Here is a 13,020-nt window from a genome sequence, read left to right as displayed (position 1 = left end):
CTGGTCAGGTCACCGGCCGCTCCGGGCCGGCAGCCGGCCGCAGTCGCCGCCGGCGCACTTGCTCAGCCAGTCGGCGAAGTCGGCGTCGTACTTGGTGCCGATGGTGTCGCGGAGCAGGCTGTAGGCCGCGTCGTACTCGCCTGCGCGGTAGTGGCCGAGCACGGTGGCCACGTCGTCGGGGTGCGACTGGAGCATGTAGCGGACGCCCAGATAGCCCCACTGGTAGATGCGGGTGGTGTCGGCGTTGTCGTAGGTGGTCCCGAAGAGCTGGCTGAGCTTGTAGGTGTTCTTGCCCGCCTCCTCGATCGCCCGGTCGTAGGTGACACCGCGGTACGAGTAGGAGACGTACTCGGCGAATCCCTCGACCCACATCACGGTCGGGGTGGTCTGCCCGGCCGCGAAGTCGCCGTACATGTCGAAGCGGCCGTCGAGGTAGTGGGTGTACTCGTGGTTGAGGTTCCAGATCTGGAAGGCGCCGTCCTGGGCCGGCTGCTCGTAGGCGATGAAGCGCGGCTGGTTGCCCTCGGCGGCCGGATCGCCCTCCAGGTACATGCCGCCGTTGTTGGTGTCGATGCCGAAGACGACACCGGCGTAGGTCTTGTAGTCGGTGCTGGAGTTGAAGGCGACGATCTCGATACTGGTGTTCTTGTCGTCCTTGACCGGGCCGTTGTCCTTCACGATGCCGTGGAAGACCGGGTCCTGCTTGAGGATGCTGTCGCAGGTGGCCGAGAGTTCGGACGCGGACAGCTCCTGCGCGAGGATCTTCGCGCTCGGACCGCAGGTGTGCTTGACCGTCAGCACGGCGTCGCGCACGCGGTTCTGCAGGTCACAGGTGTTGTACTCGGCGCAGTTCGCCTTGTCGAACTGATCGGTCATCTCGGCGAGGCCGACCCAGAGCAGGGCGGTGCGCCCGGTGATCTCGCTGCGGCCGAGCAGCTCCTTGACCAACGGCTTGACGGTGTCCTTGAGGTCGGCGTGCTGCAGGAAGCGGCCGAGTTCGCGGCCGGCGTTGCCGGCCAGGTAGGCCTTGTCGGTGCCGAGCAGGTCGTCGTGGGCGACGGCGAAGTCGCGCAGTCCGGTGAGGACGCTCGGGTCGGCCTTCACGGCCGCCACGAACTCCGGCAGCTGGTGGCCGCGGAAGAGCACGGTGTAGGTGTTGTTGACCGCCGCGAGCATCCAGTAGAACTCGTCGTAGGACGCGTTGTAGTCCTTCTGGAGACGCTTGACCACGTCGAGGTAGCGGGCGTTCTCTTCGGAGCTGTCGATCAGGGTGACCGTCTCCGCCAGGGTTTCGCCGTTCGCCTCGGAGACGTCGAAGGCGTGGGACGAACCGAAGAAGCCGTCCAGGGCGGCCTGAATGGCGCTCTTCAGCGTCGGGCCGTATTCGCCGACGTTCTCCGGCTGGTTGTACTGGATGTAGTAGCCGGCACGCAGGTACAGCACCACCTGTGTCGCGGAAGTGCTGTTGTCCCCGGGGTAGTCGGCCGCGACGTCCTTGAGGGCGTTCGCCACCGTGACCATCTGTTCCTCGCGGAAGAGGGCCTTGGAGTCCTCACCGGTCACGCTGAACAGCGTGTTGATGCACGCGGTCTCCGACTGCTTGATCTGCTCGACCAGGGCGGCACCGGTCTTCGAGGTGAAGTCGCTGACCTTGCAGTCCGCCGCGGCCTTCGCCGCGGAGCGGGCCTTCTTGCGCTCCGCGGCGTTCTGGGTGGCGGGGAGCGGAGGGCGTTGCGCGAAGTGCGCGGTGTTCGTGGCCGATCGCGCGGGGGCGGCGGCGTGTCCGGGCGCGAGATCGGTGGCGAGCACGGTGGCGGAGGCGGGCTGCGGGGCGACAGCCGACCTCGGTGCGGGCTTGGGCGCCTTGACGCCGGCCGGTGCCGCCCCGCCGTTGGGGGCGAGCATGGTGAGCCCCAGGCCGGCGGCGGCCACGGTGGGTATCAGCAGGCGGACGAGTTTGTTGAGGGTGGGGGGTCTACGCATGGCGATGGCCTCCAGGCCGGTCGGCAGCCGCGCGAGGGGCACGGCGGTGGGGGATGCGGACCGTGATGGCACGGGAAAGTCGCACACTCTCGCGGAGCTGTCATGCCCGCGGAAAGTGTGACGGTACAATTTCACAGTTCACATGGCAGTGGAAGAGAGCTACGCGTAACGAATGAAATTGATGGGCCGTCAGGCATGCGGCGGCCGGGGCGTGGAGGGTTTGGTCATCGCGGGCCTTCCGGCGAGGGAGATGCGCCGGCCTCCGCCCGGAAGCGGGCGACCTCGCCGTCGCGCAGTGCGAGGTGGGAGCCGGTGAACCGGGAACGCATGCGGCGGTCGTGGGTGACGATCACCAGGGCGCCCTGGTAGTCCGCCAGTGCCTGTTCCAGTTCCTCGACGAGGGCGGGGGACAGGTGGTTGGTCGGCTCGTCGAGGAGCAGCAGATCCGTCGGCTCGCTGACGAGCCGGGCCAGTTCGATGCGGCGCCGCTGCCCGTACGACAGGCTCCCCACCCGTTGCCGCAGCTCTGCCGGGCCGAACAGGCCGAGGGAGAGCAGCGCCTGCGTGTGTTCGTCCGCCGTGCCCGCGCGCCCGTGGGCGAATGCCTGCAGCACGGACAGTTCCGGGGCCCAGGGCGTCCCCTCCTGTCGCAGGTGCCCGACGCGGCCGGGTACGCGTACCGAGCCGCCGTCCGGCCGGAGCTCCCCTGCCAGCACCCGCAGCAGTGTGCTCTTGCCCGCCCCGTTGGGGCCGGTCACCAGCAGCCGTTGGGTGGCAGCCAGGTGCAGTGCCGGCAGGTGCAGTCGATCCTCCACCCGCAGGTCGCGGACCTCCGCCGCCGTCCGGCGCGGTTGCTCCCGCGCCCCTGGTGCCTCCCGCACTTCGCCCGGGGTCTCGTGGGGCCCGGCCGAGGTGGCGATACGGGCGGTGAAGACGAGCGGGGTGGGGGGCGGGGCGACGGGGTCGCCGGTCAGCCGTTCAAGGCGTGCCTTGGCGTTGCGGATACGGCTCATCGCGCCGTGCCCGCGGCCGCGTGCGCGGAAGGCGCCATGGCCGAAGACGGCGAAGGGCAGCTTGCGCGGCATGTCGTACAACCGCGACGCGTTGGATTCCACCAGCCGCCGGTTGCGGACCAGTTCGGTGCGCCACTCCTCGTACTCCCGCAGCCGGCGCCGGCGCTCGGCTTCCTTGGCTGCGAGATAGCCGTCGTAGCCGTCGCCGTACCGCGAGACCGTGCCGGAGCCGACTTCCAGGACGGTGGTGGTGAGCCTTTCGAGGAACACCCGGTCATGGGTGACCGCGACCACGGTGCCGCGGTGCGCGCGCAGATGCGCCTCCAGCCAGCTCACGGCCTGGTCGTCCAGGTCGTTGGTGGGCTCGTCCAGCAGGAGCAGCTCCGGCTGCGAGGCGAGCGTGGCGGCCAGCGCCAGCCGGGACCGTTCGCCGCCGGAGAGGGTGCCCAGCCGCCTGTCGCGGGCCAGACCAGGCAGTCCGAGGCCGTGCAGGGCGCTGTCCACCCGCGCCTCGGCCGCGTATCCGCCGCGCGCCTCGTAGCGCTCGACCAGTTCCGCGTATGCCGCCAAGGCGGTGTCGAGTTCGGCTCCCGCGGCCCGGAAGCTCAGGTCGGCCTCGGCCCGGCGCATCCGCGCTTCGAGGTCACGCAGGTCGGCCAGGGCGAGATCGACGGCGTCCTGGACGGTGGCGCGGGGCGGCAGCTCCAGGGTCTGCGCGAGGTAGCCGGTGCCGCCGGCCGCGCATACGGTCAACTCGCCGTTGTCAGAGTCGAGTTGACCGGCCATGAGCTTCAGAAGGGTGGACTTCCCCGACCCGTTGTCGCCGACGACGCCGACCCTCTCGCCCGGTTGGACGGAGAAGGAGACCCCGTCGAGGACGAGTTGGTCCGCGTAGCGCTTGGTGACGTCGTGGAACGCCAGCTGCGCGGTCCGCGCGGCGGGGGGAGCGGTGGTGGCGGTGGTTGAGGTGGTCGCGGTGGGCGACGGCGTGGGCGAAGGGGTGTGCATGGAGATGCTCCCTGCTCCCGGCGGCTGAGCCGGCGGGGTCGGATGAGGTCGAGGGCATGTCCGCGTGTCGGCGGGCCCGTACGGCGAATCCGGTCAACGGAGTCGGGGCCGACGGGTGCGGCGGAGGCACGCGAGGGAAGGTGGCGGTGACGGCGGAGCTCAGCTCGACGCGGTCACTCGCTCGGCGATCACAGGAACAGGGAACCCATGCGCAGCACCTTACGGGTCGTAGACCACTTTGACAAGACGAATCGTCTCGTCTCCTGGCGGGGGGAGGTTGTGTGGGAAGGTCCTCAGGTCTTCACCGGCAGCCCTCGCCTCGCCGTGGTGCGATGCGTGCCGGAAGATCGCGGTGCGCCTGGACGTTGCCTCCAGGTATGAAGATCGGCGAAGCATCCAGATCCAGCGGCGTGAGTGCGAGATCGTTGCGGCACTACGAGGACGAGGGCTTGATCGTCCCTGGCCGGTACGGCAATGGGTTCCGCGACTACTGCCAGTCCACCATCGACCGTGTGCTCGTCATCCGCTCGCTCCTGGAGTCCGGGCTACCGGTGCGGTTGATCAGGGAAGCCCTGCCCCGCATCAGTGACGGACCTGATGCCGGCGCGGATGCGGTGGGCGCGGAGTTCCTGCGCGAGGTGCAGAGCTACCGCGATCGGCTCGCTGCACGGATCGCCGTTCTCAGCGATCAGCAGGCGGCACTCGACGCCTATCTGCGAGAGGCCCGCCGTCCTGGCCCATGACCGCCACTTGACCTTGACGCAAGTGTCAGACTCCTACGTTCGGCGTATGGAGACCAACAAGCAGCAGCACACCGCTGGGCAGAGGGTACGAGCACTGGTCCAGCGGTCGCACCGAGGGCCGAGGGATCTGACCCTCACGAGCGATCACCGCACCCCCACCCCGGGGCCGGGTGAGTACCTGGTCCGCGTCGGCGCCGCCGGAGTCAACTTCGCGGACGTGATGCAGACCCATGGCGCCTACGGAGGCGGCCCGCAGGCGCCCTATGTGGCGGGCTTCGAAGCCGCCGGCGAGATCGTGGGCGTCGGCAAGGAGGTGGAGCACCCGCTCCCCGTCGGCACCCACGTCGTCGGCACTGGCCCGGGCGCCTTCGCGCAGTACATGACCATGTCGGCCGCGGCGGTGCTGCCCGTCCCTTCGGGCTGGAGCGATGCCCAAGCCCTCGGCCTGGTGCTCAACTGGGCCACCGCATTGGCGGCACTGAAGCAGTTGGGCGAGGTCAAGACCGGTGACGCGGTGCTCATCCACGCCGCGGCCGGCGGCGTGGGGCAGGCCGCCGTCCGCCTCGCCCGCCACTACGGCGCGCGGGTGATCGCCACGGCGTCACCGGACAAGCACGACACCGTCAAGGCGCTCGGCGCCGACGAGGTCCTCGACAGCCGACGCCCCGATCTGGCCGCGGAGATCACCCGTCTGACCGGCGGCGTCGACCTGGTCCTGGAATCGGTGGGACAGGCCACGTTCGAGGCCAGCCTGGCGGTCACCAAACCCTTCACCGGACGCATCGTCGTGTTCGGCGCCGCGTCCGGCGACGCCACCCTGAGCACCCACGACCTGGTCTTCACCCACCAGGTCCAACTCAAGGGCCTGCACATCGGTGCGCTGGCGGCCGCGGCCCCGTCCCTCTACCGATCGTTGCTCGTCGAGATCGAGGAACTCATCGCCCAGGGCGTGTACCTGCCCGGCACCCCCGAGGTCCACCCGCTGGCCGAGGGGCCGACGGTACTGCGGGAACTCGAAGCGGGCCGGACCCGTGGCAAGCACGCCCTCGATCCCTGGCGGTAGGAACGCCTGTGGCCCGTCGCGACGCCCCGGACGGTCCTCTTCGGTGCGGCACCGAAGAGGACGCGGTCACCTCCGCATCGCCTCCTCAGCGGTGCTGTGACCGGGAACGGGAAGGTTCGCCGGGGTGGCCGGAGGCCGCCGACCAGCCGGTCGGGAGGGTGTAGTGCCAGCCTTCCTGCCACCCGAAGGGCGCATCGACGAGGTCCTCGATCGCGGCGCCCGTCAGGAGGCAGTCGAGGGCCCACTTGTTGGCCGAGTGGGCGATGATCAGGACGCGCCGCCCGCTCCAGCCGTCGTCGAGGTCGTGGAGGAAGTCGGCGGTGGCCGCGATGACCTGACGGAAGCTCTGCCCGCCGGGGAAGGGCTCCTCGATGTGCCGGGAGCGTTCGGCTGCCAGGTCGGTGACCGGGCAGCCGTTGAGGTCGCCGTAGTCGCACTCCCGCAGGCGTGGGTCCTGGTGGATGGGGAGGCCGGTGTCGGCGAACGCGATGCGGGCGGTCTCCACCGCCCGGTGCAGGTCGGAGACGAAGACGGCCGCGAGGTCGTCGTTGCGGCGGCGCTCGCCGAGCTGGGCGGCGAGCGATCGCCCTTGTACGGAGAGCCTGCCCGGCAGCCGGCCGGTGGCGATCCCGTTCTCGTTGTCCTCGGTGAGGGAGTGGGTCTCGTAGAGGATCTCGACGGCCATACCGGCTCCGTTCGCAGGTCGTTGGTCAGGCTGCTGCGCGCGGTGGTCTGCCACCCCGGCGGATGTACCTCTTCGCCCGGCAGGAGCCCGCTAGGGCCTGTCCGACCCTGGCCCATCGGACAGGCCCTAGCCTTCGATGTCGAGCGCCGTTCCGTACAGCCGGTCCACCTTCAACCGGATGACCACCCGGCGCTCGGTGACCAACTGCTCCAGGAAGGCCTCTTCGTCCTCCGGTTTCGCGGCTGTCGGGATCATCCCGAGCAGTTCCCGTCCCACCGCGTCGCCAGGAACCGTCGTGGTCTCGGACACCTCGGCCTCGCCCTCGGCGACGGCGAACGACCATACGTCGCCGCCCTGCACATGCAGTGCCGCACGCGGGTCGCGCCGCAACTGCCTGACCTTGACGCGGTCGGCCGTCGTCGAGAGCCGCACGACGCGGGCCTCGGCGTCCCAGCTGTAGAGCATGGTGGTCAAGTGGGGGTGGCCGCTGCGCTTGACAGTGGCGAGGGTGCCGAACTGCTGCTTGCCGAGCAGGGCGGAGAGGGCTTCGTCGGACAGGGGACGCGGTGCCGGGCCTTGAGTCATGGTCTGATCAACGTCCGGCACCGCCCGGCAATTCCATCGACGCCACATGTCCAGCCGTCCACCTTTCCCGGCCGTGTGCGACGGCCTGTTGACGTGGCGTGCGTCGCCTCGGCAGAGCTCCGGGGCCACTGTCAGTGGCGGTCGGTACGGTTCCGGGCATGCCTGCACTCCGTGAAAGCTACGACTCGACCCGTCACCCCGATCTCCTGGCGTGGCTGACCGAACGACGGGCCGGTTTCGAACACTGGGCCCGCGAAGCCGGAGGCGTCGCCCTGTTCGACTTCTCCAGTGCCTCCCTGGACGCACTGGAGGACCTGGTGAGGCAGGGGTACTCCGAGACGGAGGAGATCAGCCAGCAGCGCCGCACTCCCTTCATCCAAGGCTCCGTGTGGTACATCGGCGAGGTCTTGTGCCGCCGCAACGGGTGGGTATGGAAGTTCGAGCCGGACATCACCACAGGCGAAGTACCGCCGTTCTACGGCGAGATCGAAGCACCGGGACTCCTGGACGTCCCCTGCGTGGGCGCCCCCGAGGCCGGTCCTGGTGAGCACTGGTTCCCGCTGAACATGCTTCGTCGCCTGTTCGCCGAGGACGACGAGGTGGGCAATCCGATTGATGAAGGGCTCGTCGGGATGGTCGAAGGCTGGTACGACGACGAAGATGAGGACGAAGACGAAGACGAGGACGAAGACGAGGACGAGGACGAGGGTCGGGTGTACGGCGCGGGGTGATGCCGCGCACGGTCGCGGGCGCGACCGGCCGGCCGCGCCGCGGCGCGTACGCCGGTCCGGTTCAGTCGTCCTCGTCGATCAGCCGCACGGCGTTCAGCGCCGCCGACAGGGCGCGGGTGTCGCCGTCCTCGGAGGCCGCCGCCACGTCCAGTGCGGTGTCCGCGAACTTGATCGCATGCTCGTTGCCGTTGGCGACCGCCCGCTCGAAGACCTCTTCGGGAGTGACCGAGGCGGCGTCGGGTGCCGGAAGCGGGGTGTCGGCGGCGTAGAGGGCGGTGATCGCCGACGCCGCCGCCCAGGCCGCGGCGAAGGAGTCGGCCCACAGCTCCCGGGGGAGCGCGGGCAGCGTCCGCAGCACCGCGTTCGGCGCGGTGGCGGCGTGCACCAGCATGATGCCGTCGCCATGGCCGTGGTCGGCGTAGTTGAGGGTGGCGGCCCGTACGAGTGCGGCCAGCCGCCCGCGTACGGCCTCGGGGTCGTCGGGGACGTGCAGCGACTCGGTGGTCTCCAACCATCCAGGAGTCTGCGGAAGTCGGGCGTACCCCTGCACGGGCGTCAGCCCCCGGTCGGCGACGCGGGGGAGGGCGGCCAGCGCCGCCGCCGGAGTGGCATCGCCGGCCGGCCGGACGGCGGTGGGCAGGAGCAGATGGCGGGCGGCCCAGTAGCCGAGCGCATGCGCCAACTCCGCGACGCGTAAGCCCTCCTCACCCTCCGTCAGCAGGCTGCGCACGGCGTGGCCCACGCGGATGACGGGGTGGGTGGCGGCGCCCGCGATGCCGGGCAGCAGCCGCGGCCACCACTCGGCGAGGACCTTGCGCCAGGGCCGCTCGGTGACCTGACCGCCGAAGTACGCGGTCCAGTCCGTGACCCGGCCCGTATCCCCCAGTGCCTCCCGCCAGTCGGCGTCGGTGATGGGGGCGCGGGCACGGGGTACGTCCTCCAGTTTGTGCTCGTACGTGTCGAGCCAGCGGTGGACGGTACGGGCCTGTCCGTTGCGGACCATGGCCTCGACGGCCATCGGGCCGTGATTGCTCAGAAACCCCTTGAACTCGGGACCGGAGGCGTGCAGCCGCTGCAGGGCCTCGCCGAGTGTTCCGCTCGTCGTATCCATGGCCAGAGGCTAGGTCGGTGAAACCGGGGGCGTAACGGGCCAGAGACCTAAGACGTTCGGCCTGCGCCGCACGTTTTCGGCCTTGCCGCTGTGGCGGCGGAGCGGGTGCCCGGTCCCGCGGACGCGGACGGCGGTGGCCCGGATCTCCCGAGGAGCCGGGGCACCGCCGTGCTCGGGCCGCTTCAGGCCGCTTCAGGCCGCTTCGGGGAAGTGGCACGCCACCTGTCGCGTCGTCCCCGGCACCGTGCTCTGGAGGGAGGGCGGTGCGACGCGGCAGATCTCCTGGGCCTTGGGACAGCGCGGGTGGAAGGTGCAGCCGGGTGGGGGAGCGGCCGGGCTCGGTGGATCCCCGAGCAGGGTGATCCGCTCGCGGGTCCGTTCGGCGGCCGGGTCGGGCAGCGGTACCGCCGACAGGAGCGCGCGCGTGTACGGATGGGCCGGGGTGGCGTACACCTGCTGCTTCGGGCCGATCTCGACGATCCGGCCCAGGTACATCACGGCGACCCGGTCGCACACCCGCTTGACGACCGACAGGTCGTGGGCGATGAAGAGGTAGGCCAGGCCGAGTTCGTGCTGGAGCCGCTCCATCAGGTTGACGATCTGGGCCTGGACGGAGACGTCGAGGGCGGAGACCGGTTCGTCGGCGACGACCAGGCGGGGGCCGGTGGCCAGCGCGCGGGCGATGCCGATGCGCTGTGCCTGGCCGCCGGAGAACTCGTGCGGATAGCGGTCGATGTGCTCGGGGAGCAGGCCCACCAGCTCCATCAGCTCGGCGGCCCGGGTACGGGCGTCGGCGCTCGAACCGCCCTGCGCCAGCAGCGGATCGGCGATGATCCGGGCCACCGTCTGGCGCGGGTTGAGCGAGGAGTGCGGGTCCTGGAAGACCATCTGCAAGTCCTTGCGGAGCGGCTTCAGTTCGCGCTGTGACAGATGGCTGATGTCACGTCCGTCGTAGATGACGGCGCCCGCGGTGGGTTCCAGGAGCCGGACGATCGTGCGGCCGGTGGTGGACTTGCCGCAGCCGGACTCGCCGACCAGGCCCAGCGTCTCGCCCGCCGCCACATGGAAGGTGATGCCGTCGACGGCGCGGACCGGGGCGGATCGCCGCCGTCCGGGGAACGTCGATGTCAGGTTCCGTACGGACAACAGGGGTGCGGTGGATGTCATGAGGCCATGCCTTCGTACGCCGGGAAGTGGCAGGCGGCCCGGTGCCCGGCCGGGCCGTCGAGGAGGGGGAGGTCCGTCGCACAGCGGGAGCGCTCCTGGGCGGGGGCGCCGGCGATCCGGGGGCAGCGGGGTGCGAAGGCGCAGCCGGGGGCGGGGGTGAGCAGGGACGGCGGGCTGCCGGGGATCGCGCGCAGAGGTGCGTCGTCGCGGTCGTCGAGGCGCGGCAGGGAGTCGAGCAGACCGCGGGTGTAGGGGTGGGCCGGTGCCGCGAACAGGGTGTCCACATCGGCCCGTTCGACGGCCCTGCCCCCGTACATCACCAGGACCTCGTGGGCGACACGGGCCACCACCCCCAGATCGTGCGTGATCATGATGACGGCCAGTCCCCGGTCCTGTTGGAGCCGGGCGAGGAGTTCGAGGATCTGCGCCTGGACGGTGACGTCCAGGGCGGTGGTCGGCTCGTCCGCGATGAGCAGCTCCGGTTCGCAGACCAGGGCCATGGCGATCATCACCCGCTGGCGCATACCGCCGGAGAAGCGATGCGGGTGCTCCCGTGCCCGGCGCCGTGGCTCGGGGATGCCGACCTCGGCCAGCGCCTCGACCGCCCGCTCACGGGCGGCCTTTCGACCGCTGCCGAAGTGCACGCGGTGGTGCTCGGCTATCTGCTCGCCCACGGTGTAGGACGGATGGAGGCTGGAGAGCGAGTCCTGGAAGACCATCGCCATTCGGCGGCCGCGCAGCCGGTTCAGCTCGCGCTCCGCCAGGCCGGTCAACTCCCGGCCGCCCAGGGTGATGGAGCCGGTGACCGAGGCGCCGGTGTGCAGCCCCATCACCGCCAGGGAGGTGACGGACTTGCCGGATCCGGACTCGCCGACGATGCCGAGGGTCTCTCCCCGCCGTACGTCGAAGCCGAGGCCGTCCACGGCCCGCACCGGACCGCGCTCGGTGGCGAAGGAGACCGTCAGGTCCCGTACCGAGAGCACGGGTTCGTGGGCGCTCATCAGTACCTCACTCGGGGATCGACGACGGCGTACAGCAGGTCGACGGCCAGGTTGGCGACGACGATGAAGGTGGCGGCGAAGAGCGTGACACCGAGGACGACCGGCTGGTCACCGGTGGACAGCGCGCCGTAGAAGAGCCGCCCGATGCCGGGGATCCCGAAGATCGACTCGGTGATCACCGCACCCGCGAGCAGGCCGCCCAGGTCCATCCCGAAGATGGTGAGGATGGGCGTCATACCGGCCCGCAGCCCGTGCTTGACGACCACCGTGCGGCGCGGCAGACCCTTGGCGCGAGCGGTGCGGATGAACGGCTCCGCCATCGTCTCGATCATCGAACTGCGGCTCTGGCGCGCGTACATGGCCGCATACAGGACGGCCAGGGCCAGCCACGGCAGCAGCAGGTTGGAGGCCCAGTGGAGTGGGTCGGAGGCGAACTCCACGTACTTCGGATAGGGGAGGAGTCCCGCTGTCCGGATCAGTCCGTAGATGAGCATCACCGAGGTGAAGTAGACGGGCAGGGAGGCGGCGGCGACCGCGCCGACCATCAGGGCGCGGTCGGTGAGGGTGTCCTTGCGCAGGGCGGCGGTGACTCCCGCGGTCAGGCCGAGGACCAGCCAGATCACCGCGGCGCCCAGGGCGAGCGAGGCGGAGACCGGCAGCCGGTCCATGAGCAGGTCCCAGACGCCCTCGCTGTTCTCGTACGAGTAGCCCAGGCACGGGAAGTCGCAGTGCAGCGCGTACCGGCCGCCGCCCATGGTGCGGCCGGTGAAGATGCCGGTGGTGAAGTCCGCGAACTGGCGCCACAGCGGCCGGTCCAGGCCCATGTGGGCGCGGATCGCCGCCAGGCGCTCGGTGCTGCACGACTTGCCGCAGGCCGCGGCGGCGGGGTCGGAGGGCAGTACGTAGAAGATGAGGAAGGTGACGGCGGCGACGGCGACCAGGACACCGACGACGCCGAGCAGCCGGCGGCCGAGGTAGAGGATCACGTGCGACTGCCTCTCGGGTCGAGCACGTCGCGTAGCGCGTCGCCCAGCAGGGTGAAGGCGAGCACGGTGAGGAAGAGACAGGTGCTGGGAACGACGAAGTACATGGGGTCCGTGTCGTAGAAGGCGACGCTCTCGGCGATCATCTGCCCCCAGGAGGGGGTGGGCGGGCGGACGCCGACGCCCAGATAGCTCAGGGCCGCCTCGGTGGCGATCGTCCCGGGGATGATCAGGGTGGTGTAGGCGATGACGGGTCCGGCGGTGCCCGGAAGGATGTCGCGGGTGAGGATCCGCCAGGGGCCCGAAGCGCCGACGCGGGCGGCGTCCACATACTCGTGGTGCTTGAGCGAGAGCGTCTGACCGCGCACCACACGGGCGATGCCGGGCCAGCCGAAGAGCCCGATCACGGCGGTCATCAGCGCGATCCGGTTGACGTCCCGGGCCACCGACATCATCGCGATCATGAAGATGAGGGAGGGGAAGGACATCGTCAGGTCCATGAGCCGGGAGAGCACCGTGTCGGTGCGCCGGCCGAAGTAGCTGGCGGCGATCCCCGCCGCCGTGCCGGTGATCACGATGATCGCGGTGGCGGCGAAGGCGATGAGCAGGGACACCTGGGCACCGTGGACGACCCGGGCGAACAGGTCGCGGCCGGTGACGGGTTCGACGCCGAGCCAGTGGTCGGCGGAGACGCCGCCGAGCGGGCCGATCGGCTGCCCGCCGAGGTAGGGATCGACGGCGTTCTTGTCGAACTCCTCGGGGGACCAGCCGCCCAGCCTGCTGAGCAGCGGGGCGGCGACCGCCATGAGCGCGAAGAGCGCGACGACGACGAGGGAGACCTTCACGGAGGTACGGCGGCGCAACTCGCGGAGGGCGAGTCGCCAGGGGCCGCTGCCCGCCGGGGCGGTGGCGGCGGGCGCGGACAGGGAGGTGGTGGCCATGGTGGG

General features: G+C 70.5%; 12 protein-coding genes. 3 read left to right on the top strand and 9 right to left on the bottom strand.

Annotated features, from left to right (window positions below; genetic code table 11):
• Nucleotides 1-9: 9 nt before the first annotated feature.
• Both ACFWZH_RS09490 and ACFWZH_RS09485 read right to left on the bottom strand, forming a co-directional pair.
• On the bottom strand, nt 10-1,983 hold the full coding sequence (locus tag ACFWZH_RS09490) for a collagenase (protein ID WP_384427439.1): 1,974 nt from the start codon (nt 1,981-1,983) through the stop codon (nt 10-12).
• A gap of 224 nt (nt 1,984-2,207) precedes the next feature.
• The gene (locus tag ACFWZH_RS09485; protein ID WP_384427437.1) at nt 2,208-4,004 is read right to left on the bottom strand and encodes a TlrC/CarA/OleB/SrmB family ABC-F type ribosomal protection protein; all 1,797 of its coding nucleotides are present in this window, start codon (nt 4,002-4,004) and stop codon (nt 2,208-2,210) included.
• 377 nt (nt 4,005-4,381) lie between these two features.
• Here ACFWZH_RS09485 and ACFWZH_RS09480 point away from each other — a divergent pair, with 377 nt between their 5' ends.
• Nucleotides 4,382-4,747 (top strand): MerR family transcriptional regulator, encoded by a 366-nt coding sequence (locus ACFWZH_RS09480; protein WP_384427435.1) that lies wholly within the window; start codon nt 4,382-4,384, stop codon nt 4,745-4,747.
• 46 nt (nt 4,748-4,793) lie between these two features.
• Nucleotides 4,794-5,810: an NADPH:quinone oxidoreductase family protein gene (locus ACFWZH_RS09475; protein ID WP_384427434.1), complete on the top strand. Its 1,017-nt coding sequence runs from the start codon at nt 4,794-4,796 to the stop codon at nt 5,808-5,810.
• A gap of 85 nt (nt 5,811-5,895) precedes the next feature.
• Here the strand turns inward: ACFWZH_RS09475 and ACFWZH_RS09470 are convergent, their stop codons facing one another.
• Both ACFWZH_RS09470 and ACFWZH_RS09465 read right to left on the bottom strand, forming a co-directional pair.
• Nucleotides 5,896-6,495 (bottom strand): histidine phosphatase family protein, encoded by a 600-nt coding sequence (locus ACFWZH_RS09470; protein WP_384427432.1) that lies wholly within the window; start codon nt 6,493-6,495, stop codon nt 5,896-5,898.
• Between the two features lie 126 nt (nt 6,496-6,621).
• On the bottom strand, nt 6,622-7,080 hold the full coding sequence (locus ACFWZH_RS09465) for a TIGR03618 family F420-dependent PPOX class oxidoreductase (RefSeq protein WP_384427430.1): 459 nt from the start codon (nt 7,078-7,080) through the stop codon (nt 6,622-6,624).
• Between the two features lie 158 nt (nt 7,081-7,238).
• Between ACFWZH_RS09465 and ACFWZH_RS09460 the strand changes: the two genes are divergently transcribed.
• Nucleotides 7,239-7,811 carry a hypothetical protein gene (locus ACFWZH_RS09460; RefSeq protein WP_384427429.1) on the top strand — a complete coding sequence of 191 codons (573 nt, stop codon included), beginning with the start codon at nt 7,239-7,241 and terminating at the stop codon, nt 7,809-7,811.
• 61 nt (nt 7,812-7,872) lie between these two features.
• Here ACFWZH_RS09460 and ACFWZH_RS09455 read toward each other — a convergent pair whose 3' ends face one another.
• The 5 genes from ACFWZH_RS09455 to ACFWZH_RS09435 all read right to left on the bottom strand — a co-directional run bounded on the left by ACFWZH_RS09455 (nt 7,873) and on the right by ACFWZH_RS09435 (nt 13,014).
• Complete coding sequence (locus ACFWZH_RS09455) at nt 7,873-8,922, bottom strand: questin oxidase family protein (RefSeq protein ID WP_384427427.1); 1,050 nt, start codon at nt 8,920-8,922, stop codon at nt 7,873-7,875.
• Between the two features lie 192 nt (nt 8,923-9,114).
• Nucleotides 9,115-10,089, bottom strand: coding sequence for an ABC transporter ATP-binding protein (locus ACFWZH_RS09450; RefSeq protein ID WP_384427425.1), 975 nt, complete (start codon nt 10,087-10,089; stop codon nt 9,115-9,117).
• On the bottom strand, nt 10,086-11,090 hold the full coding sequence (locus ACFWZH_RS09445) for an ABC transporter ATP-binding protein (protein WP_384427423.1): 1,005 nt from the start codon (nt 11,088-11,090) through the stop codon (nt 10,086-10,088). Before ACFWZH_RS09445 ends, ACFWZH_RS09450 begins: the two co-directional genes overlap by 4 nt.
• Nucleotides 11,090-12,076 carry an ABC transporter permease gene (locus ACFWZH_RS09440; protein ID WP_384427421.1) on the bottom strand — a complete coding sequence of 329 codons (987 nt, stop codon included), beginning with the start codon at nt 12,074-12,076 and terminating at the stop codon, nt 11,090-11,092. Before ACFWZH_RS09440 ends, ACFWZH_RS09445 begins: the two co-directional genes overlap by 1 nt.
• The gene (locus ACFWZH_RS09435; protein WP_384427419.1) at nt 12,073-13,014 is read right to left on the bottom strand and encodes an ABC transporter permease; all 942 of its coding nucleotides are present in this window, start codon (nt 13,012-13,014) and stop codon (nt 12,073-12,075) included. Before ACFWZH_RS09435 ends, ACFWZH_RS09440 begins: the two co-directional genes overlap by 4 nt.
• Nucleotides 13,015-13,020: the final 6 nt, after the last annotated feature.

This window comes from Streptomyces sp. NPDC059008 (assembly GCF_042749045.1).
Taxonomy (GTDB): Bacteria; Actinomycetota; Actinomycetes; order Streptomycetales; family Streptomycetaceae; genus Streptomyces.
This window is presented reverse-complemented; position numbering and strand designations above follow the sequence as displayed.

What these genes read in the sequence shown, in the direction of transcription:
- ACFWZH_RS09485 (WP_384427437.1), bottom strand. Translation starts at nt 4,004, where the DNA reads ATGCACACCCCTTCGCCCACGCCGTCGCCCACCGCGACCACCTCAACC.
- ACFWZH_RS09470 (WP_384427432.1), bottom strand. Translation starts at nt 6,495, where the DNA reads ATGGCCGTCGAGATCCTCTACGAGACCCACTCCCTCACCGAGGACAAC.
- ACFWZH_RS09490 (WP_384427439.1), bottom strand. Translation starts at nt 1,983, where the DNA reads ATGCGTAGACCCCCCACCCTCAACAAACTCGTCCGCCTGCTGATACCC.
- ACFWZH_RS09445 (WP_384427423.1), bottom strand. Translation starts at nt 11,090, where the DNA reads ATGAGCGCCCACGAACCCGTGCTCTCGGTACGGGACCTGACGGTCTCC.
- ACFWZH_RS09480 (WP_384427435.1), top strand. Translation starts at nt 4,382, where the DNA reads ATGAAGATCGGCGAAGCATCCAGATCCAGCGGCGTGAGTGCGAGATCG.
- ACFWZH_RS09465 (WP_384427430.1), bottom strand. Translation starts at nt 7,080, where the DNA reads ATGACTCAAGGCCCGGCACCGCGTCCCCTGTCCGACGAAGCCCTCTCC.
- ACFWZH_RS09460 (WP_384427429.1), top strand. Translation starts at nt 7,239, where the DNA reads ATGCCTGCACTCCGTGAAAGCTACGACTCGACCCGTCACCCCGATCTC.
- ACFWZH_RS09475 (WP_384427434.1), top strand. Translation starts at nt 4,794, where the DNA reads ATGGAGACCAACAAGCAGCAGCACACCGCTGGGCAGAGGGTACGAGCA.
- ACFWZH_RS09435 (WP_384427419.1), bottom strand. Translation starts at nt 13,014, where the DNA reads ATGGCCACCACCTCCCTGTCCGCGCCCGCCGCCACCGCCCCGGCGGGC.
- ACFWZH_RS09450 (WP_384427425.1), bottom strand. Translation starts at nt 10,089, where the DNA reads ATGACATCCACCGCACCCCTGTTGTCCGTACGGAACCTGACATCGACG.
- ACFWZH_RS09455 (WP_384427427.1), bottom strand. Translation starts at nt 8,922, where the DNA reads ATGGATACGACGAGCGGAACACTCGGCGAGGCCCTGCAGCGGCTGCAC.